Origin of the sequence: Desulfoscipio geothermicus DSM 3669 (assembly GCF_900115975.1) — a bacterium.
Taxonomy (GTDB): domain Bacteria; phylum Bacillota; class Desulfotomaculia; order Desulfotomaculales; family Desulfallaceae; genus Desulfoscipio; species Desulfoscipio geothermicus.
The window spans coordinates 15,281-36,221 of sequence record NZ_FOYM01000013.1 but is presented as its reverse complement, the minus strand read 5'-3'; the positions used below and the strand labels follow the sequence as shown (position 1 = coordinate 36,221).

General features: G+C 47.8%; 19 protein-coding genes. 2 read left to right on the top strand and 17 right to left on the bottom strand.

The features are described 5' to 3' along the window. The first annotated feature begins 33 nt into the window (after positions 1-33). Positions 34-573, top strand: coding sequence for a DUF2179 domain-containing protein (locus BM299_RS09170; RefSeq protein ID WP_092483270.1), 540 nt, complete (start codon positions 34-36; stop codon positions 571-573). Positions 574-835: 262 nt separating this feature from the next. On the opposite strand, the gene BM299_RS09165 is transcribed toward BM299_RS09170, so the two are convergent. The 11 genes from BM299_RS09165 to BM299_RS09115 all read right to left on the bottom strand — a co-directional run bounded on the left by BM299_RS09165 (position 836) and on the right by BM299_RS09115 (position 13,068). Next, positions 836-2,182, bottom strand: a complete 1,347-nt coding sequence (locus tag BM299_RS09165) for a pyruvate/oxaloacetate carboxyltransferase (RefSeq protein WP_092483268.1) — start codon at positions 2,180-2,182, stop codon at positions 836-838. Positions 2,183-2,236: 54 nt separating this feature from the next. Continuing rightward, complete coding sequence (mdh, locus tag BM299_RS09160) at positions 2,237-3,163, bottom strand: malate dehydrogenase (RefSeq protein WP_092483266.1); 927 nt, start codon at positions 3,161-3,163, stop codon at positions 2,237-2,239. 180 nt (positions 3,164-3,343) lie between these two features. Next, positions 3,344-4,867: an acyl-CoA carboxylase subunit beta gene (locus BM299_RS09155; RefSeq protein WP_092483264.1), complete on the bottom strand. Its 1,524-nt coding sequence runs from the start codon at positions 4,865-4,867 to the stop codon at positions 3,344-3,346. A gap of 18 nt (positions 4,868-4,885) precedes the next feature. Beyond that, positions 4,886-5,287, bottom strand: a complete 402-nt coding sequence (gene mce / locus BM299_RS09150) for a methylmalonyl-CoA epimerase (protein WP_092483262.1) — start codon at positions 5,285-5,287, stop codon at positions 4,886-4,888. An 87-nt stretch (positions 5,288-5,374) separates the two neighbouring features. Further along, positions 5,375-5,776, bottom strand: coding sequence for a cobalamin B12-binding domain-containing protein (locus BM299_RS09145; RefSeq protein ID WP_092483260.1), 402 nt, complete (start codon positions 5,774-5,776; stop codon positions 5,375-5,377). Positions 5,777-5,794: 18 nt separating this feature from the next. Then, complete coding sequence (locus tag BM299_RS09140) at positions 5,795-7,465, bottom strand: acyl-CoA mutase large subunit family protein (RefSeq protein ID WP_092483258.1); 1,671 nt, start codon at positions 7,463-7,465, stop codon at positions 5,795-5,797. 34 nt (positions 7,466-7,499) lie between these two features. Next, entirely contained in the window at positions 7,500-8,366 is an 867-nt protein-coding gene (gene sucD / locus BM299_RS09135) for a succinate--CoA ligase subunit alpha (RefSeq protein ID WP_092483256.1), read from the bottom strand. A 43-nt stretch (positions 8,367-8,409) separates the two neighbouring features. Beyond that, entirely contained in the window at positions 8,410-9,522 is a 1,113-nt protein-coding gene (gene sucC, locus BM299_RS09130) for an ADP-forming succinate--CoA ligase subunit beta (protein WP_092483254.1), read from the bottom strand. A 177-nt stretch (positions 9,523-9,699) separates the two neighbouring features. Beyond that, the gene (locus BM299_RS09125; protein ID WP_092483398.1) at positions 9,700-10,254 is read right to left on the bottom strand and encodes a Fe-S-containing hydro-lyase; all 555 of its coding nucleotides are present in this window, start codon (positions 10,252-10,254) and stop codon (positions 9,700-9,702) included. 24 nt (positions 10,255-10,278) lie between these two features. Further along, positions 10,279-11,121 carry a fumarate hydratase gene (locus BM299_RS09120; protein ID WP_092483252.1) on the bottom strand — a complete coding sequence of 281 codons (843 nt, stop codon included), beginning with the start codon at positions 11,119-11,121 and terminating at the stop codon, positions 10,279-10,281. 252 nt (positions 11,122-11,373) lie between these two features. Further along, positions 11,374-13,068, bottom strand: a complete 1,695-nt coding sequence (locus tag BM299_RS09115; RefSeq protein ID WP_092483250.1) for a sigma-54 interaction domain-containing protein — start codon at positions 13,066-13,068, stop codon at positions 11,374-11,376. A gap of 169 nt (positions 13,069-13,237) precedes the next feature. Between BM299_RS09115 and lexA the strand changes: the two genes are divergently transcribed. After that, positions 13,238-13,846, top strand: coding sequence for a transcriptional repressor LexA (gene lexA, locus BM299_RS09110; RefSeq protein WP_092483248.1), 609 nt, complete (start codon positions 13,238-13,240; stop codon positions 13,844-13,846). A 439-nt stretch (positions 13,847-14,285) separates the two neighbouring features. On the opposite strand, the gene BM299_RS09100 is transcribed toward lexA, so the two are convergent. The 6 genes from BM299_RS09100 to BM299_RS09075 form a co-directional block, all read right to left on the bottom strand. Next, a complete protein-coding gene (locus BM299_RS09100) occupies positions 14,286-15,707 on the bottom strand; it encodes a TRAP transporter large permease (protein WP_245779710.1) in 1,422 nt (473 codons plus the stop codon). Continuing rightward, a complete protein-coding gene (locus BM299_RS09095) occupies positions 15,704-16,213 on the bottom strand; it encodes a TRAP transporter small permease (RefSeq protein ID WP_092483244.1) in 510 nt (169 codons plus the stop codon). The genes BM299_RS09100 and BM299_RS09095 overlap by 4 nt, the downstream gene beginning before the upstream one ends. Positions 16,214-16,301: 88 nt before the next feature. Beyond that, positions 16,302-17,339, bottom strand: coding sequence for a TRAP transporter substrate-binding protein (locus BM299_RS09090; RefSeq protein WP_092483242.1), 1,038 nt, complete (start codon positions 17,337-17,339; stop codon positions 16,302-16,304). 46 nt (positions 17,340-17,385) lie between these two features. Further along, on the bottom strand, positions 17,386-18,423 hold the full coding sequence (locus BM299_RS09085; protein ID WP_342741327.1) for a TRAP transporter substrate-binding protein: 1,038 nt from the start codon (positions 18,421-18,423) through the stop codon (positions 17,386-17,388). Positions 18,424-18,581: 158 nt separating this feature from the next. Continuing rightward, entirely contained in the window at positions 18,582-19,286 is a 705-nt protein-coding gene (locus tag BM299_RS09080; protein ID WP_092483238.1) for a response regulator, read from the bottom strand. Continuing rightward, complete coding sequence (locus BM299_RS09075; RefSeq protein WP_245779709.1) at positions 19,273-20,892, bottom strand: ATP-binding protein; 1,620 nt, start codon at positions 20,890-20,892, stop codon at positions 19,273-19,275. Before BM299_RS09075 ends, BM299_RS09080 begins: the two co-directional genes overlap by 14 nt. Positions 20,893-20,941 lie beyond the last annotated feature (49 nt).

Genomic DNA, 20,941 nt, shown 5'->3' with positions numbered 1-20,941 from the left:
ATTAAATCGGGGTTATATTTTGGAGGGTAAAAATTGGAAAACTGGCTCCCTTTAATACTGGGTTATCTTTTTATCTTCGGTGCCCGTGTGATTGACATGTCCCTGGACGTACTGCGCATATTAATGCTGATGCGAGACCGGCGCATGCAAGCTGCCATAATCGGTTTTGTTGAAGTAACAGTTTTTGTACTGGCTTTAAATGAAGTTTTAAAGGGAGGACTGCACGATCCGGGAAAAATAATAGCTTATGCCGGTGGTTTTGCTACGGGCAATTATATAGGCAGCCTAATAGAAGAAAAGCTGGCCATGGGTTTTATATCCATTCAAATATTCCCGCCCTCGGGACTGGCAAATCAATTTGCCAGCATATTACGTAAAGAAGGATTCGGAGTGACCAGCGTCATCGGCTGTGGCCGTGACGGTGAAAGAACAATCTTATTTGTATTAATTAAACGAAAAGACCTGAACAAGGCCCTGCAATTAATCGATCAAATTTGCCCCGAAGCATTTTTCAATATTTCCGACGCCAAGCGCATTCACGGCGGCGTATTTCCGGTAAAAAAGGGAAAGTAAATATTTCCCATCCTCTTTTTTTAGTTTACATAATATCTATTATCGGAAGTAATTGTGGGGCTTGTGGTACTAATCACCGAAATATATAACGCTACATTTGTCAGTAATAGCCATTCAAATTGGCCGGGGCACTTTCACCTTTAACCATACTTTTCAAGGTTCCCAGCTTTACTCTTTTGTCAGGTGAATTACATACAGGACTCCGGGCCATTAGTTAAAAAAATCAGGCCCTCAACAGGCCTGATTTTTACCTTATTTATCTTTATTGATTTGCTTTGCGTTCTTTTAAAAAGTTGGGAGCCACTTGCGGGAACAGGGCCAGCGATACAACATCGTCCTCGCTCTCGATCAAGTCAGCAAATTCTTCCCGCACTTTCGGCAATTCCGGTTCAATAAGGTCAGCCGGACGGCACTCAATAGGCTCTTGGTTACCAATAATTTTATTCCTTACTTCTTCATTGACCGGCGCAGGCGGCCGACCATAGAAACCGCGCATGTAGTTTATAACTTCATTAGTGGCCACCTTATAGCGTTCGCCCATTAAAACATTCAGTGCCGCTTGAGCGCCCACAATTTGGCTGGACGGGGTTACCAGCGGCGGATAACCGAAATCTTCCCTTACTCTAGGCACTTCTGCCAGCACTTCGGGTAATTTATCCAGGGCATTCATTTCCTTAAGCTGGCTTATAAAGTTAGAAATCATACCACCAGGAATTTGGTAAGTTAACACATTTGTGTCCGGGCTGCAGCTGGCGTTATCAAAATCAGCATATTCCTTGCGTACTTCTTTAAAGTACTGGGATATTTCAGAAAGCAGGTTCAAATCCAAGCCGGTATCATAAGGGGTATCTTGCAGGGCGGCCACAATGCTTTCAGTAGCTGGCTGTGAGCTCTGCATTGCCATTGAAGATGCAGCACAATCAAGCACATCCACACCGGCCTCCACGGCTTTCAGGTAAGTCATGGATGCCATGCCGCTGGTGTAATGGCAGTGCAGCTGCACCGGTATATCTAGCTTTTCTTTCCAGCCCTTGATAATATCATAGGCAGGCTGCGGGGCCAGGATGCCGGCCATATCCTTCAGGCAAATAGAATCAACACCCAATTCTTTTAGTTCAGCACCCATGCGCATGTAAAAATCATAGTCGTGCACCGGGCTGATGGTATACACAACCGTGCCCTGGGCATGGGCCCCTTCGCGCTTCACATACTCAATAGCCTTTTCCATGTTGCGAATGTCGTTTAAAGCATCAAAAATTCTGAAGATGTCCAAGCCGTTGGCCACAGTTCTCTTCACAAACAACTCCAGAACATCATCCGCGTAGTGCTTGTAACCTACCACGTTCTGGCCGCGCAGCAGCATCTGCAATTTGCTGTTCTTGAAAGCTTTACGAACAGTACGCAATCTTTCCCAGGGATCTTCATTCAAAAACCGCATACATGAATCAAAGGTAGCGCCACCCCATATTTCTATAGCGTGAAAACCAACCTGCTCCACCTTCTCAGCGATGGGCAGCATGTGTTCCGTACGCATACGCGTAGCCAACAGCGATTGGTGACCATCACGCATCGTAGTATCCATAATTACAACTTTTCTAGTTTCACTCATAATTTATTATACCCCTCCCGTTTTTTTCACAACATAAGTGATGCAGGCAAAATCTTAATCAACTACAGCCATAACCTTCCTGACTGAATCAATCGACTTTTGCAAAGCCGTTTTTTCCTCTTCCGTTAAATCAACTTCAATAATCTTTTCCACGCCATTGCCGCCAATAATGGCCGGTACACCTAGGTAAATATCTTTTTCACCGTACTCGCCCTTGAGATAAGCTGCAACCGGTAAAATACGCTTCTTATCTTTTAAAACGGCCTCAACCATTTCAATTACGGAAGCACCAGGAGCATAATAAGCACTCCCTGTTTTCAGGTAATTGACTATTTCCGCTCCACCTTTTCTGGTTCTTTCCACGATAGCATCGATACGTTCCCTGGATATTAATTTTTCAATGGGAATACCGCCGGCATAACTATAGCGCACCAGCGGTACCATATCATCGCCGTGACCGCCAAGTACAAAAGCACTGACGTCTTTGTAGGAAACCCCCAGTTCCTGGGCGATGAAAGTCCTGAACCGCGCGGAATCCAAGACCCCGGCCATACCAAACACACGGTTTGCGGGGAAGCCGCTGGCTTTGTATGCTGCATACACCATGACATCAAGAGGATTTGTTACAACAATTATAAAAGCGTTGGGTGAAAATTTAGCAGCTTGTTCCGCGCATGATTTTACTATTTTTACGTTTGTATTTACCAGGTCGTCACGGCTCATACCCGGCTTGCGGGCAATGCCGGCAGTAATCACTATAACATCGGATCCGGCTGTATCTTCATAATTATTGGTACCGATAATATTAATATCATAACCTTCAATAGGCGCCGCTTCCTGCATATCAAGTCCTTTCCCCTGCGGCACTCCCTCTACGACGTCCATCAAAACAATATCTCCCAGCTCTTTTGTTGCCGCCCAGTGTGCACAGGTGGCACCAACATTGCCTGAACCAATTACGGTGATCTTATTTCTTTTCATGATATTACCTCCCGTTTTGCCTAACATGATAAGTTCATAATTAATTATACTACAGATCAAAGATTCAACGTTATCTATGGCCAGGAAACAGCCATTTTGTCAGGTGTTAAGGATGGGGTGTTTACTGCTGAACAAGCATAAATTACTAATTCAGCAGTAAACATATGTTAATCCCCTTGATTAAACCGGTAAATTACCGTGTTTTTTACCGGGGCGGCTTTCCCGCTTGCTTGACAGAACTTGCAGAGCGTCAATTATTCTGGCCCTGGTATCCCTGGGGTCAATTACGTCATCCACAAACCCACGGGAACTGGCCACGTAAGGATTGGCAAAGTTATCCCGGTACTCCTTGACCAGACGTTCCCTTTCTTGCATGGGATTCTCCGCATTGGCGATTTCGTTGCGGTGAATAATGTTTACCGCGCCCTCCGGCCCCATCACGGCAATCTCAGCGGTTGGCCAGGCATAGACCATGTCAGCCCGCAGGGAACTGCTGCACATGGCCAGGTAGGCGCCACCGTATGCCTTGCGCAAAATGATGGTAATCTTTGGCACTGTGGCTTCCGAATAAGCGTACAGCATCTTGGCCCCATGCCTGATGATGCCGCCGAACTCCTGGGCGGTGCCGGGCAAAAAGCCGGGCACATCCATAAATGTTACCAGGGGAATATTGAACGCGTCACAGAACCTGACAAAACGGCTTATTTTATCGGAGGCATTGATATCCAGGCAGCCTGCCAAAAAATCCGGCTGGTTGGCCACAATGCCCACCGACTGGCCGTTCATTCTGGCAAAACCAATCACAGCATTTTTAGCGTATAATGGCAAAACTTCTAAGAATTCGCCGCCATCAACAACAGCTGATATTACCTTTTTGACGTCATAGGGCATATTGGGCTGAGTGGGCACAATATCAAGTAATACTTCTTTGTCTACAGCCGGTTCTTGTGCCTCATAAGCGGGTGGCTGTTCATTATTGTTTAATGGCAGGTAGCTTAATAATTGCTTTACCATATCCAGGCAGTGTTCCTCGTCTTCCCCCATAAAGTGGGCCACACCGCTGGTCTGGTTATGGGTCATGGCGCCGCCCAACTGTTCCATGGACACTTCTTCGCCCGTCACCGCTTTAATTACCTGGGGCCCGGTGATAAACATCTGGCTGGTCCCGTTCACCATGAAAATGAAGTCCATCAAGGCCGGCGAATAAACGGCTCCCCCGGCGCAGGGCCCCATGATTACGGACAACTGGGGAATCACGCCCGAGGCAATGGTATTGCGGAAGAATATTTCCCCGTAGCCGTTTAATGCATCTACGCCTTCCTGAATCCTGGCCCCGCCGGAATCGTTCAGGCCAATTACCGGGGCGCCCGTGCGCATGGCTAAATCCAGCACCTTGCAAATTTTCTGGGCGTGGATTTTACCCAACGAGCCGCCGGTTACGGTAAAGTCCTGGGCGTATATATACACCTTCCTGCCGTCAACCAGACCATAACCGGTTACCACACCTTCGCCGGGATTTTTGTTCGGATCGCCGGCAAAGACATCTATCTCCCGAAACGTACCCGGGTCAAACAGGTAGTCTATCCTTTCCCGGGCCGTCTTTTTACCCGCGGCATGTTGTTTGTCGATTCTTTTATCGCCGCCGCCAGCCTGTACCTTGGACCTTAAAACTTGCAACTGTTCCAGCTTTTCCTGCATACTCATTTACCCGTTAAACCTCCTCTAATCGCGTTCACACAATTCCACCAAGGTGCCAAAAGTGGCTTTGGGGTGTAGGAACGCAATTTTTGCGCCGCCGGCACCCCGCCTGGGTTTTTCATCTATCAGCCTGACGCCTGCCGCCTTCAGTTGGGCCAGTCTCTCTTCCAGGTTATCCACCCTGAAAGCAATGTGCTGTATTCCTTCACCATTCTTTTCTATATAACGGGCAATCGGCCCGTCCGGTGTCGTGCTTTCCAGCAGCTCAACCTCACTGTCACCGGTGGGAATGAAAGCCACCTTGACTTTTTGCTCTTCCACAACTTCTTCCTCAGTCACTTTCAGACCCAGAACATTTTCATAAAATGCCTTGGCCGCCGCCATATCCTTGACGGCTATGCCAATATGATCTATCTTTTTAATCATGTCCTACCCTCCTGCTTAAAGTCCCGGTCTTTAGAGGCTATTAAAAATTATTTATTTTAATATAATTTTTTACAGCTTAAATAATTTTTAAGCCTTCCCCACTTTTTCTTTGATGTAATTAATCACCGCTTTTGTATTTGTTCCCGGGGTAAAAATTTCCACTATACCTTTCTCCTTTAGTTCGGGTATATCCTCATCCGGGATAATGCCGCCGCCCAGTACCAAAATGTCCCCGGCGTTTTGCTTTTGCAAACCTTCCACTACAGCGGGGAACAGGTGCAAGTGGGCCCCGGACAGGCAACTTAGCGCCACCACATCCACATCTTCCTGCAACGCCGCCCCCACTATCTGGTCCGGGGTTTGCCGCAATCCCGTATAAATTACTTCCATGCCGGCATCCCGGAGAGCCTGGGCGATAACCTTCGCACCGCGATCATGGCCGTCCAGCCCCGGCTTGGCTACCAACACCCTGATTGGTTTTTCGCTCATCCACGCACTCCTCCTATACTAAAAAACAATTTGTTGCTGATACTCCCCAAAAACATTTCTCAGCACACCGCAAATTTCGCCCAGTGTGGCGTAATTCTTCACCGCCTCAACGAAGTAAGGCAGCAAATTCTCGTTTGTGCCGGCTGCCCGTTCAATTTCCTGCAGCATCTTTTGCACCTTTTCGTTATCCCGCTCAGCGCGCAGCCTGGCCAGTTTAGCTTCCTGGCGCTTACCCACTTCCGGATCTACTTTCAGCAAATCTTTCGGCCGTTCTTCCTGCATCTGGAACTTGTTCACACCGATAACAATTTTCTTACCGGACTCAATTTCCTGTTGATATTTATAGGCGCTGGTATGAATTTCCTTTTGCATGAATTCAATGGCCTTGGGCGCTCCACCGAGATCATCTATCTTTTTGATGTATTCCAGGGCCTTTTGCTCCACCGCGTCAGTCAGGCTTTCCACAAAATATGAGCCGCCCAGCGGGTCCACCGTGTCGGCCGCGCCAATCTCGTAACCAATGACTTGCTGGGTTCTCAAAGCGATCAATACCGAACTGTCGCTGGGCAAAGCCAAGGCCTCGTCCCGGGAGTTGGTATGCAGGGACTGAGTGCCGCCCAGAACGGCGCTCAGGGCCTGGAAGGCAACCCGCATGATGTTGACATCCGGCTGTTGGGCCGTCAATGTGCAGCCGGCAGTTTGCGTATGGAAGCGCAGCATCATTGACTTGGGCTTCTTGGCGCCGAAACGCTCTTTCATGATCCTGGCCCAGAGGCGGCGCGCTGCCCTGAACTTGGCCACTTCTTCAAAGAAATTAAGGTGCGCGTTAAAAAAGAAGCTTAACCGCGGAGCAAATTCATCAACATCCAGCCCCGCGTCAATGGCGGCCTCCACGTAAGCTATCCCGTCAGCCAGGGTAAAAGCAACTTCCTGTGCCGCCGTGGAACCCGCTTCCCGGATGTGGTAGCCGCTAATGCTGATGGTGTTCCAACTGGGCACATTTTTGGCGCAATAAGCGAAAATATCCGTGATCAGGCGCATGGAGTGCTCCGGTGGGAAAATGTATGTCCCCCGGGCCACGTATTCTTTAAGAATATCGTTTTGGATGGTCCCTTTCAGTTGTTCCTGCTTGACCCCCTGCTTTTCGGCCACAGCAATGTACATAGCCAGCAAGATCGCCGCCGGGGAATTAATGGTCATGGAAGTGCTTACTTTGTCCAGGGGAATCTGGTCAAACAGGGTTTCCATATCCAGCAGGGAATCGATGGCGACACCTACTTTACCCACTTCCCCCATAGCCAGCTGGTGGTCGGAATCGTAACCAATCTGTGTAGGTAAGTCAAAAGCTACACTGAGCCCCGTCTGCCCTTGCTCCAGCAGGTAACGGAAACGCTTGTTGGTCTCCTCGGCCGTGCCGAATCCGGCGTACTGCCGCATTGTCCACAGCCGACCCCGGTACATGTTGGGCTGCACGCCCCGGGTATAGGGGTAATCACCTGGAAATCCCAGGTCTTTTTCGTAATCCAGGTGGTCAATGTCCTCGGGCGTATACAGGGTATTTATATCAATTTCGGAATCGGTAACGAATTTTTCCTGCCGTTCAGGGCGCTTGGCCGTAAGGGTTTCCAGCTTTTGCTGGTATTTTTGTTTTTGCTCCTTTATTTTCTCCAGAGAGTCCTTGTCAAACAAACTATCTCCTCCTTTCCCAGGCGAACCCGGGGATTTACTTGAGAATCTGGCGTATTAATTCGGGCACTTCAAACGGCAGGGTGGCCACTTTGGCCCCGGCGGCCTGCAGAGCTTCCACCTTACCGTTAAAGGTCCCCTTGCCCCTTTCAATGATGGCCCCGGCATGGCCCATGCGTTTTCCGGGGGGCGCGCTCTTGCCGGCAATGTACGCCACCACGGGCTTGGTCATTTTTTTAATATACAGGGAGGCCTCTTCCTCGGCATTACCGCCGATTTCGCCCACCAGCACCACCGCCCTGGTTTGCGGGTCCTTTTCAAATTTCTCCAATACGTCCACAAAAGACAGTCCAACCACCCGGTCGCCGCCCAGACCGACCACGGTGGACTGGCCGAGACCGTTGGCGGTGAGGTTGCCGACAATCTCATAGGTCAGGGTCCCACTACGGGCCACGACGCCTATCGGTCCTTCCACAAAAAACTGGTTTGGCGGAATACCTATTTTACATTTTCCGGAAGATACTATACCAAAGGTATTGGGTCCTACAACAGTAGTTCCCTTCCGGCATGCCAGTTCTACAATATCCATCTCATCGTGCACGGGGATATGCTCGGTAACGATAACCAGCACCTTGACTCCGGCCGTAATGGCTTCAAAGGCGGCGTCTTTGGCAAAGGGCGCCGGAATGAACAAAACGGAAGCATCCACCTGCTGATTATCCACGGCTTCGTAAACCGTATCATAAACCGGAATCCCTTCCACTTCCTGCCCGCCCTTACCGGGAGAAACGCCGCCCACGATTTTGGTGCCGTAGGCCAGCATCTGGCAAGTGTGAAACCGACCCTGGTTCCCTGTGATGCCCTGGACAATAACATTGGTTTTTTCATTTATAATAATGGCCACTTAATATACACTCCTTTATGCTGTCCTTTAAATACAATTAGAATTAACTAGCGTTGGCTATTTCCACAGCCTTGGCTGCCGCCTCATGCATAACCTTATAAGCCTCAAAACCGTTTTCCTTGAGGATCCTGACCCCTGCTTCCTCATTGGTGCCTACCAACCTGATGACCACGGGGACTGGTATTTCCCTAGCATTCTTAACCTGCACCAGAGCGTTAGCCACATCATCACAACGGGTGATGCCCCCGAAGATATTGATAAAAATCACCTTGGGATTAGTTTGCAGCAACAACTCGATGGCCTTCGTCGTTCCTTCCACGCCGGTTCCACCGCCGGCATCCAGGAAGTTCGCGGGCTTGCCGCCGTAATAGGCCAGCGTGTCCAGACTGCCCATGGACATACCCGCACCATTGGCCATCACGGCAATATCGCCGCCCAGTTCCACAAAAGCCAGGCCCAAATCGTGCGCCTGTTTTTCAATGGAAGTGCGGTCCTCCACATAAGGAACAGCTTTTTGCCGAAACAGAGCATCATCATCCACCGTCATTTTGGAGTCTGCCGCGATTAATTTATCGCCACTGATCACCAACGGGTTGATTTCCACCAGTTCAGCATCCTTTTCCCGGAATATCTTGTACAATATCGGCAGCAGACGGTTAAATTCCTTGCCGATCGATCCGGTCAGCCCGAGTTGCCTGGAGATTTCCCGGCCCAGGTACGGGTAGACCCCGATAGAGACGTCAACGTACTGTTTAACTATATGCTCATCAGGTACTTCCTCAATGTCCATACCACCCTGAGCGGACGCGATGATTACCGGTTTTTTGGCTGACCCGTCCACTGTGATGGCCAGGTAAAGCTCCTTGTCAATTTGGATTTTTTCTTCCACCAGCACCTTTTCCACTTTATGGCCGTTTAAGGTCATGGCCAGCACCTGCGCTGCCGCTTCCCCGGCTTCTTCCGGGCTGGAGGCAAATTTGATGCCGCCGCCCTTGCCCCTTTTACCGGCCAGAATCTGGGATTTGACCACTACCGTACCGCCAATTTCCCGGGCAATATTAGCGGCATCTTGAGAATTATCTGCCATCCGGCCCCGAGGTACGGTGATCCCGTAAGATGAAAAAATTTCCTTGCCCATGTACTCAAAAAGTTTCACTATATATCCTCCTCTTACTTAATGCTGATAGAATTTTCTAATTTCCGAACAAATTTTTATTACAGCAAAGCCTGCTAAATACAAAATGTATCACCAAGATGGCGTCCATTCCTTGTAAGTAATCATGGCAAATAAATATGGCAGAAATTTATTTTTTAAATGCACCTCCCTTGTCTTTTAACTGGTCGCGTAAATTTTAGTCCCTTCGGCGTAAAGATCCCCACCCAGGGTATCATTAACCACGATGACCGGCATATTTTCCACTTCCAGACGGTGTATAGCTTCGGGCCCCAGTTCCGGATAAGCCACCACTTCGCATTGTTTGATACACTTGCTGATCAGGGCTGCCGCTCCTCCCACGGCGGCAAAGTAAACTGCTTTATGCTGTTTCATGGCTTTAATAACTTCCGGCGAACGCTTGCCTTTACCCACCATGCCCTTCAGACCCAACGCAATGAGCCTGGGGGCGTATAAGTCCATGCGCCCGCTGGTGGTTGGCCCGGCAGAGCCGATAACCTGTTCGGGTTTGGCCGGAGACGGTCCCACGTAATAAATGATTTGACCGTGTAGGTCCAGGGGCAATTCCTGGCCGTTATTCAACAATTCCACCAGCTTTTTATGTGCAGCATCCCTGCCGGTGTAAATAACACCATTCAACAACACTTTCTGGCCGATACGCAGTTTCCGGACGTCCTCATCTGAAATAGGCGTGGTCAACTTTATTTTCGTAATGGTCACAACTATCACCCCGCAGCCTTATAAAATCACTTCTTTATGCCGGCTGGCATGACAATTTATGTTTACCGCCACCGGCAGGCTGGCTATATGAGCCGGATATATGTTTACATGCACCGCCAGGGCGGTGATACGTCCGCCCAGACCCTGCGGGCCAATGCCCAGGTTATTGACTTTTTTCAACAATTCCTTTTCCAACTCGGCGATTTCCGGCTTGTGGCTGGGCACGCCCACAGGCCTTAGCAGTGCTTCCTTGGCCAACAGCGCCGCTTTTTCAAAGGTACCGCCGATACCTACTCCAACAATAATGGGCGGACATGGATTGGGCCCCGCCTCTTTTACAGTATCCAACACGAATTTTTTGACGCCGTCCACCCCTTCAGCGGGCTTAAGCATTTTAATGGCGCTCATATTCTCACTGCCGCCGCCCTTGGGCGCCACGGTAATTTTTAACTGATCGCCCGGCACCAGTTTAAGATGGATGACCGCCGGCGTATTATCCCCGGTATTGACCCGTTCCAACGGGTGCCCCACAATGGACTTACGCAAATAGCCCTCGGTATAACCCTGGCGTACGCCCTCATTTATCGCGTCCTCCAAAGATCCACCGACAATATGCACATCCTGCCCCAATTCTACAAATACCACGGCGAAGCCTGTATCCTGACACATGGGTACATCCTCCGCCCGCGCTATATCAGCGTTTTTAATTAGTTGCTCAATAATTTCTTTGCCTGTAAGGGAAAGTTCCTGTTCATAGGCATTATTAAATGCTTCAATCACATCTTCGCCCAGATAATAATTGGCGTCCTTGCAGAGTTTAGCCACCGCTTGCGTAATGCGTCCCACATCGATTGTCTTAATAGCTGCTCCCCCCCTTAACGATGTATATACCCATTCAATTTTGCAATAAATATGCCATTAAAAATCTAATACATCGAAGTCTGAAAAAGGCCAAAAATACTATTGATCTAAGCAAAATTTTAACATATTTTGTTTTTAAAAAATACAATAACCTTTAATACACACGCTAAATTTTTACTTTTTAGAATGGGTATCGCTTAATGACTTATTTATGCTATACCATTTGCGTTATCTAAATTTTTTAACTTTTTTCTAGGTATTTGAATTTTCAAACTTAGCCCGTTTGATTTTATTGTATAAAGTAGCCAGGGATATATTGAGTGCCTGAGCAGCCCGTCTTTTTCCTTCCACCGAATTACCGAATTTCATGAGGGCTTTTTGAATTAAAATTTGCTCCATTCGATCAATGGGTATTAACTCTACATCCGTCTCCGGTACAGGCTTGAATTGGCTTACGTGCTGAATAAAATTTTTTTTAGTTAGAATTTCTTCATCAACGGTAACCATTACCCTTTCCACCACATTCTCCAATTCACGGACATTACCCGGCCAATCGTAGCTGTATAACACTTCTTCAGCATCCCGGGACAGTCTCTGAACTTTTTTACCCAATTTGCGATTTAATTTAACAATCAAATGGTTAACCAAAGCAGGTAGGTCTTCTTTACGCACGCGCAGCGGGGGGATAGTGACTTCCACAACATTTAGCCGGTAATAAAGATCCTCTCTGAATTTCCCCGTCCTTATAAGATCCCGCAGATTCCTGTTGGTGGCCGCTATTACCCGCACATCCACATGGATGGTTTGATTGCCGCCCACCCGTTCAAACTCCATTTCCTGTAATACACGTAATAACTTACCCTGTAAGCTTAAATTCATATCACCAATTTCATCTAAGAAAATCGTTCCCCCGTTAGCCAATTCAAATTTACCGATTTTTGATTTGACCGCCCCGGTAAAAGCCCCCTTGGCATATCCAAAAAATTCGCTTTCCAGCAAATTCTCCGGTATTGCGGCGCAATTCACTTTAATGAATGGCTTTTCGCGGCGCGAACTGGCATAGTGTATGGCGTGGGCGAATAATTCCTTCCCGGTTCCGCTCTCTCCAAGCAACAATACCGTGGTATTGCTCTGGGCCGCTCTTTCAGCCACCTGGATACATTTTTTCAATTCGGGGTTGTTGCCCAGAATATCGGCAAAAGTATATTTACAAGTTGTTACTTGACCGAATTTATCATTGAGACTTTCGATCATGGTGGTACGCTTGCGCAGTTCATCCATCAACTTCATCACATCGGTAAAGTGTTGAAATACCACGACCGCGCCTTCCAGGCTACCGTCAACCACGATGGGCGAAGCATTGCTGATTACTTCGGCGTTGCTTCCTCCAACCCGGGTGCGGTGGCCGGAAACCATTTTACCGGTACGCAAAGCCATGGCCAGCGCGCCGTCCGGCGATATTTCCAGAACATTTTTTCCTATACGCTCTTCAGCGGGAATGCCCGTGATGCGGGTGAAAGCCGGGTTGACGTACTTGATAACCCCGAGTTTGTCAGCCACTTCAACCGCTTCCTGTACAGAATTCAGCACCGTGGATAATTCTCCCTGAATTCTTTTTATGTGCAGCAACTCTTGCTTTTCTTTAAAAAGATGTACCATCAAATTAACCGCGTTAACGTCAACAACCGAAATGTTACCCTTGATATTTTTTACCCTGGCCTCCACATCCGGATCCCTCAAGGTATTAATTATTACATCAAGGGGTTCTATTTCGGAAATTTTATCTAAATTAATAATTTTTATATTGCTTTTACCCGACCATTCATCCGGACTGTTTTTTTTGTCTGTTTTAATAAAACACGCAATTTCAATTCCTTTGATATCTTTTAACAATCTATACACCGCAAGGCCGTCTCCGCTTGTGCCAATAATGGCTATCCTCTGCATAATAAATCACCTTCTCAACAAATGAGGAATATTTTTTACTTTCTGATTAATTCGACGACTTATAAACATATCCTTCTAAAAAATAAAATAAACTTTTCACGAACAAATGTTTACTGTGTAAATATTTATGATATAATTTAGAATTAATACTGGGAAAGGTTGTGCTAAAATGAAAAAAAATATTAGCCAACGCGAACAAGAGATTTTAAGATTTATTAAACATAACATTAAATCAAAAGGCTATCCTCCTTCAGTAAGGGAGATCGGCCAAGCCGTAGGGTTAAAGTCCAGTTCCACCGTACATAGCTACCTGCGCAAAATGGAAGAAAAGGAATTAATCAGAAGGGATCCCACCAAACCCAGGGCCATGGAGATACTGGACGGGGAAGCTGAGTCTTTCAAGGAAATGATCATGGTGCCGGTACTGGGCCGGGTCGCAGCGGGCGTTCCGTTGCTGGCGGTGGAAAACCGGGAAGACCTGTTTCCCCTACCGGCTAATTTCGCCGGCCATGGAGAATTTTTTATGTTGCAGGTCAAAGGGGATAGTATGGTCGAGGCGGGTATCCTGGAAGGTGATCTGGTGCTGGTCAGGCGCCAGCCCAGTGTGGAAAACGGTGACATTGCCGTAGCCCTTATTGAAGACGAAGCCACCATCAAAAGATTTTATCATGAAAAAGACCATATTCGGCTGCAGCCGGAGAATTACAGGCTTTCACCGATTATCGTAAAAGATGTTGAAATCTTAGGTAAAGTAGTGGGGCTGATCAGGAAATTTTAAACAAAAAAACAAAAAGGTGACAGACACCCATACCGCTGCACGGCACCAGCAGAGGATGAAAAACCTCTGGTTACACCTGTCCCGGTCGAGCGATTTGCGGGAGCGCCGGTAACGGCACCCGGCGCAGCGAGGTGCGAAACCGGACGAGCGGCTACCCGTTCCGGGCACAAGCAGGATGGCCGCGAGAGCCATAACCCGAACCATGGATGGTGAGTTTATGGCGGTCCGGTTGAGCCCAAAGCAAGCCGCTGGTGCCGTCGGCGCGAGAGCCTATGAGCGAGTTGGGACAGGTGTAACCGCACAAAGACAACAAAGTATTTTCAAGATAGGCACCGTAAAAGGGGACTGGCTCCGATTCGTTTTGTGAATCGGTGCCTGTCCCCTTTTTACCGGAGCCAGTCCCCTTTTTGTTTTTTTATGCCCACCGCAAAGCATCTAATTACAAATTGTAAAGCAGTTCGGGCAACCACAAACTGATGAACGGTACATACGTAACCAGTGCCAAACCGACCAAAACCGCCAAAAGCCAGGGTAACGCCGAACGAGTTACGTCAACCAAGGGCATGCCGGTCAAACCGCTGGCTACATACAGGTTCAGCCCAACAGGCGGAGTGATCATACCGATTTCCATATTGACCGTCATGACAATCCCAAAGTGGATGGGGTCGACGCCAAGGGCCATGGCTACAGGAAACAATATTGGCGCCAGAATGGTAATAATAGCCGTTGGTTCCATAAACTGGCCGGCAACAAATAATAACATATTAACAATTAGCAGAAATAAAACCGGCCCTACATGCCAGTTGATAATCCATTGCGCAACGGCATGGGGTATGCGCTCCAAGGTCAGAATATGCGCAAACAGCATGGCCATGGTAATTATAAAAAACAACATGGCCGTTGTCTTGCTGGAGTCCACAAGTATCCTGGGAAAATGCTTTATCTTTAAATCTTTATGAATAAACAATCCTACCACTGCGCCGATCATCACCGCCACCGCCGCCGATTCGGTGGGCGTAAAAGCTCCGGTATAAATACCGCCCACGACGATTATCGGTAAGGCCAGACTCCAAAATGCCTCCCTTGTGGCCTTAACCCGATCAGCCAATTTGGCTTTTTGAGCTTTCTGATAATTGTTTTTCCTGGCAACAAAAAAACTTACGGATGAAAGCAATACAGCCAGCAAAATTCCCGGCACTATGCCGGCCAGAAATAACTTGCCCACCGATTGGTCAACCGTGACCGCGTATACAATCATGGGAATACTGGGCGGAATTAATATCCCCAGGGACCCGGCGGTGCAAATTGAGCCTACCGAATACTCCCGGGCATAACCATGTTTAATCATGGCAGGTATCATAATCCCCCCGATGGCCACAACTGTCGCCGGGGAGGACCCGGAAATAGCTGCAAAAAGGGCGCAGGCAAAAATACCCGCTATGGATAATCCCCCGGGGATATGGCCTACCCAGGCATTGGTAAAGTTAATAAGGCGCTTGGCTACGCCGCCGGTGGTAAAAATATTGCCGGCTAGGACAAAAAAAGGAATAGCCATTAAAGGAAATCTGTCCAGCCCGGAAAATATTTTAGCCGCCAGGTCCGGCAGGGGGTCCGTGGTGAAAAAATATATGGCAAACAACGATGCCATACCCAGAGATATGGCTATGGGCAGGCCCAAAAACAAACAAGTGAATAACAGGGCAAAAACGGCCAGGGCCATATTGTTCGACTGGATAGCCACCGCCACGCCCGCAATGCTGAACAAAACCAGCGTAACCGAAATAATTCTGCCCTTTAACGATCCATGACCGGGTGTTTTTTTCTGACCCTTATCCAATTGGGTATCCAATACTGCATTCATTGCTGCACACCTTCTTCCCGGGAAAAAATCTCTTCCGCCGGCACCTTTATATTTTTTATCGTCTCTTGCAAAAACCGCAAGGTCATTAAACCAAAGGCCACGGGTACAATGGACTTGGGAATGTAAAACGGTATCTCCATTTCAGGCGTTACCTGACCCAATTGCACCATTATCTGGGCATGCTGAAAGCCCAGAACGGCAAATATAAGACAAAACAGGGCACTGGTTAACAAACCGGTCACCACTATTATTTTTTGCAGGGCACAGGGAAAGTATTGTACAATAATGTCTACACCAATATGAGTTTTTTCCCTGACACCGATAGACGCCCCGATAAGCCCGGTGAAAATCAGTAAATAAATTACCAGTTCCTGGGTAATTCCCAAGCTGGCGCCGAATCCGTAACGCAAAATAACTTCCACAAAAGTTAAAATGGAACCCAGGGTTAAGGCTGCAGATACCAGTATTTCTTCCAACCTGTTCAAGAAAGTATTTATGACAGTCATAGCGCAACTCCTTTGTCGGTATCTACCTTATTGATCACCGCTTGCATATCAAGTAACCTAAAGGGGGCTCAAAGCCCCCCGGTTAGACCTACTTGCGCAATGCCATAACAGCATTGATTAAATCTTCCCCGACTTCCTCTTTGAACTGTTCATACACAACATCCGTAGCTTTCATCCAGGCCTCTTTTTCTTCCTGCGTCAATTCATGAATTTCTACCAGCGTACCATCCGCCTTAATCTTTTCCAGGTTCTCCTGGTTTAAACGCTGTGCGTTTTCCCGTACCCATCTGGTGGTTTCGTCCAGGGCCTTCTCCAATCCCTCGCGCACATCCGTGGGCAGCCCTTCCCAAAATGCTGAGTTGGTAATGACGGCATATCCAAGATAACCGTGGTTGCTGATTGTCATATATTTCTGTACTTCGTGAAACTTTTTAGAATAAATATTTGACAGCGTGTTTTCCTGACCGTCGATAACCCCCTGTTCCAAAGCGCTGTACACCTCGCTAAAAGGCATTGGTACCGGGTTGGCCCCCAGTGCTTTAAACTGAGCCTCCAGGACTCTGCTGGACATAACCCTAAACTTTTGGCCCTTAAAATCTTCAGGCATATAAAGTGGATGTTCATCCAGGGTCATTTGTTTAAACCCGTTATCCCACATGGCCAGTCCCAATAACTGCTGTTCCTTTAACATGCTGAACAGTTTGCCGCCAATTTCTTCGCTTTCCATGGCCGTCTGCACCGCGTCAGTATCGGGAAAAGCAAAGGGGAAGTCAAATATCGTCCACTGCGGGAACAACTTGGAAACCTTGGACGTTGCCGGGGCGGCCATCTGCACATTATTTTGCTGCACGGCGGCCAGCACTTCATCATCGTTGTAAAGCTGACTATTAGGAAACACCTGTACGTCTACGCGGCCTTCGGTATATTTTTCTGCCAGTTCCTCAAACATGATGGCTGCTTGCCCCTTGGGCGTATTTTCCGCCACCACATGGGAAAATTTGATAACAATTTTTTCATTTCCGGCTTTGGTGCCGTTTTCAGAACCTTGTTCGGAACGTGCTCCACAGCCCGCCATCAAACCTGAGACCATAAACACGGCCAGTAACAGGGCAAACCATTTTTTCATGATAAGACCTCCTCGTTGTTAATATTTTGATCATTCATCAAATCCGTCAGTTATTTGCTTTGTTGGTGCTTCCCCCCCCCGACGGCAAATTTTTACAGGCATTCTTCTCCCTGAGCAACTCATCAATCAATTCTGCGCCTATTTCCCTGGCCAGGTAATCATATACCGGGTAAAAAGCCTTTTCCCAAGCCACCCTTTCCCGAGGGGAAAGGGTGGTTATCTTTATTGCATCATTGTTTCTTAACCGTTTATAATATAACTCGTTTAACTCAGCTGCTCTGGCCCGTTCCCATTCAGTAACCTCCGCCATGGTTTCATGTAAAATATCCCTTATATCAGCAGGTATACTGTACCAGTATTTTTTATTGACCAGCACCACATAACCCATGTAACCGTGATTAGTTACCGTCATGTACGGTTGAACCCGGTAAAATTTTTTAGAATAAATGTTGGACAGGGTATTTTCTTGCCCCTGAACTTTGTTTTCCTCCAGTAACCGGTAAACATTGTTAAATGACGTTGGAACGGGTTGGGCACCCAGCATTTTAAATTGTTCTTTTAATACGGAACTGTTGATCATCACCCGGAATTTTAATCCCCGGACGTCTGCCGGGTTGATAATGGGCCGGACATTATTAGTGAGGACCTTGAAACCATTGTCCCAAAAAGCCAGCGCCAGCAAATCCTGCTCTTCCAAGCTGCGAATCAGTTTTTGACCAACAGGGCCCGCCATGGTCTTGTGTACCGCCTCAGTATCTACAAAAGCATAGGGAAGATCCAGCAATTGCCAACTAGGAAACAACCCCGCCAACTTGGATGTTGCCGGGGCTATTATCTGCACCGCCCCATCCCGCAAGGCCTGCATTTCCTCCCCATCAGCATAAAGTGTGGAATTGGGAAAAACCTGCACCTCCACGCGGCCACCCGTTCGTTCCTGCACCAATCTGGCAAAACGCTGCGCCGCCATGCCCTTGGGCGTATTTTCAGCCACCACGTGAGAAAATTTTATTACCAGTTTTTGTTCCGGGCTAATTTGCTCATTATCCACTACCCTTTTTGCACAACCCGACATTACCAGGATCAAAAAAAAACCACCGGGATTAACCATGTATTTTTAAACAAACATTACACCCCCCTGTGCAGAGACAATTCAATATTTTATAAGTTATTAAATTTTTCTGTTAATTTACTAAACTAATTTTATCTTTTATTGCCCAGGACAACAATAATTTGTTCATATTGTTAATTTTGTTCTTTATGTACATGATGTGCAAGGGAAAATTTCTTGACCGGCCGACCAACAGAGCCATACTTAAATTGCACGTTGACCTTTCCCGCACTCTCCAGGTATTCCAGATATCGCCGGGCCGTAACGCGGGCCAATCCCAACTCCCCGGCCACTTCCTCTGCCGAGAGGGGTTTTGTTTCTTTAACCAGACACATCAACACTTGCTTCAACGTGACCTCGTTAAGTCCCTTGGGCAAAATTTCCCCCGCATCCTGTACTGTATTGCGTTTAAATGCCAATCTGTCCAGTTCCGCTTGGTCCAGCACCGTTTTATTATTAAAACTGTTATACATGGCCGCATAAGCTTTCAGCGCGCTACACAGCCTGCTGAATTTGAAGGGTTTGATAATATAATCCACAGCGCCGTACCTGAACACGTTTTGTATCACCTCAGCGTCCTGTACGGCAGTAACCATGATTACATCAATGGCCAGGCCGTTTCTTCTGAACTCCCGCAATAAAGTAAAACCGTCCATATCGGGCAGGTAAATATCCAGTAAAGCCAGATTAAAATTCTGCACTTGCATAATTTCCAGCGCTTCCACCCCTGTTTTGGCTATCCCGGTCACCTTAAAACCCGGCACTTCATTTACAAATTCCCTGTTGACCTCCACCACCATGGGATCGTCTTCTACAATTAAAACATCAATGGATGTCATCGTCTTTTACCCCCGCATCTTTCTTTACCGGTAAAGTTACCACCATTTTTACGCCGCCGTCTTTCGGGCGCGTAATTTTTATATCTCCGGCCAAATTCAACACGTTTCTCCTGACCAGGTATAAGCCTATCCCCCTACCCGTTCCCTTGGTTGAATAGCCATGGTCAAATATTTTTTCTTCCATCCCGGGATCAATTCCCGCCCCCCAGTCCCTTACCACGATATTTAATGTTTCTGGCGTTTCATTTATCCGGAAATAAACTCTGCGCCTTTTTTCATCCTGAGCCCGCACGGCATCAAAGGCGTTTTCCAGCAAATTACCCACAATGATAACCAAAACGCTGCTGCTAATGCTTTCCGGCAGCTTGTTCAAACAGCTATGACGATCAATGACAAAAACAATCTTTAATTCCTTGGCCCTGGCGTATTTTCCAAGCAGCATACCGGCCAGACGAAAGTCATTGATCTTTTTACTGACCAGTTGCGTGATCTTGTGCTGTTCCTCAGTTATGTCAAAAATGTAATCAAGGGCCTGTTCGTAATGCTTTAATTGAATCAACCCGGCAATGGTATGTAACTTATTCATATACTCATGGTTTTGCACCCGCAGAGCTTCCACAAAGGCTTTAACGCCGGTTAGTTCTTCCGCCAGGTTGTTGACTTCCGTTTTGTCCCTGAAGGTAGCCACCGCCCCCACGATTTCATCCGCAACCCTGACAGGCAGTCGATTGCTGATCACCACCGTGTTATGCAATACCGTTTCCTGATTATGCTCCGGTGCTCCGGAGGCAATTACCCCGGGCAAACCGGTATTGGGTATCAACTCGTGTATATGACGACCCACGGCATTGTCCTTTACCCCCAGCAGCCTTGCCGCCTCATTGTTCAGAACAGTTATCCGGCAGTCAGTGTCTATGGCTACCACTCCCTCCCCCATAGCTTGAAAAATGGCCGTCCTTTCCTGCAACAGCCTGGCAATTTCCGCCGGCTCCATGCTAAACATGGCCCGCTTAATGTTCCGGGCCAAGAATAAAGAGCCCGCCAAACCAATCAACAGTCCCACTGCCAGAAAGGAATAAATCTGCACATGTACGTTGCGTATAATGTGAACCGCTGTGGGGGTAAGCACACCCACTACGACCACTCCCACCTGGCGGTTTCCTTCCTCGATTTTAACCGGTACGAAGGCCCGAATCGAAGGGCCCAGTACCCCTTCCGCCCTGGATATGTATTCATGGTTCGCCAGGGCCGCGCCGATATCCTTATCGGTGAACATTTTGCCAATACGTTCTTTCACCGGGTGTGAGTACCTGATTTTTTGCATATCCAGCACCACAATATACGCCACCCCGGTGGCCAGGCGGGTTTTTTCCGCTATTGGCTGAATGACTTCCCAACCCCCAGGGGCGCCCACATTATTGCGAATTTCATCCATCTGGGCCAGGGTGCGGGCAATGGCCAGCGCCCGCAAGCCCATTTCTTCTTCAAACATATAGGTAATTTTCTGTATTACCAAGAATCCCCCGACTAAAATGGCCACCAGCACCAGCAGAAATGAAAATGCCGCCATTTTGGCACGTAACGTTAGGGGTTTAAAATTAGACAACCAATTTATCTCCATTTGCACCACTCAAACCAAAGAGATAGATAATTAA

Bases quoted from the DNA above. Each gene is read 5' to 3' on its own strand.
- BM299_RS09165 (WP_092483268.1), bottom strand. From the start codon at position 2,182: ATGAGTGAAACTAGAAAAGTTGTAATTATGGATACTACGATGCGTGAT.
- mdh (WP_092483266.1), bottom strand. From the start codon at position 3,163: ATGAAAAGAAATAAGATCACCGTAATTGGTTCAGGCAATGTTGGTGCC.
- BM299_RS09155 (WP_092483264.1), bottom strand. From the start codon at position 4,867: ATGAGTATGCAGGAAAAGCTGGAACAGTTGCAAGTTTTAAGGTCCAAG.
- mce (WP_092483262.1), bottom strand. From the start codon at position 5,287: ATGATTAAAAAGATAGATCATATTGGCATAGCCGTCAAGGATATGGCG.
- BM299_RS09145 (WP_092483260.1), bottom strand. From the start codon at position 5,776: ATGAGCGAAAAACCAATCAGGGTGTTGGTAGCCAAGCCGGGGCTGGAC.
- BM299_RS09115 (WP_092483250.1), bottom strand. From the start codon at position 13,068: ATGCAGAGGATAGCCATTATTGGCACAAGCGGAGACGGCCTTGCGGTG.
- lexA (WP_092483248.1), top strand. From the start codon at position 13,238: ATGAAAAAAAATATTAGCCAACGCGAACAAGAGATTTTAAGATTTATT.
- BM299_RS09100 (WP_245779710.1), bottom strand. From the start codon at position 15,707: ATGAATGCAGTATTGGATACCCAATTGGATAAGGGTCAGAAAAAAACA.
- BM299_RS09095 (WP_092483244.1), bottom strand. From the start codon at position 16,213: ATGACTGTCATAAATACTTTCTTGAACAGGTTGGAAGAAATACTGGTA.
- BM299_RS09090 (WP_092483242.1), bottom strand. From the start codon at position 17,339: ATGAAAAAATGGTTTGCCCTGTTACTGGCCGTGTTTATGGTCTCAGGT.
- BM299_RS09080 (WP_092483238.1), bottom strand. From the start codon at position 19,286: ATGACATCCATTGATGTTTTAATTGTAGAAGACGATCCCATGGTGGTG.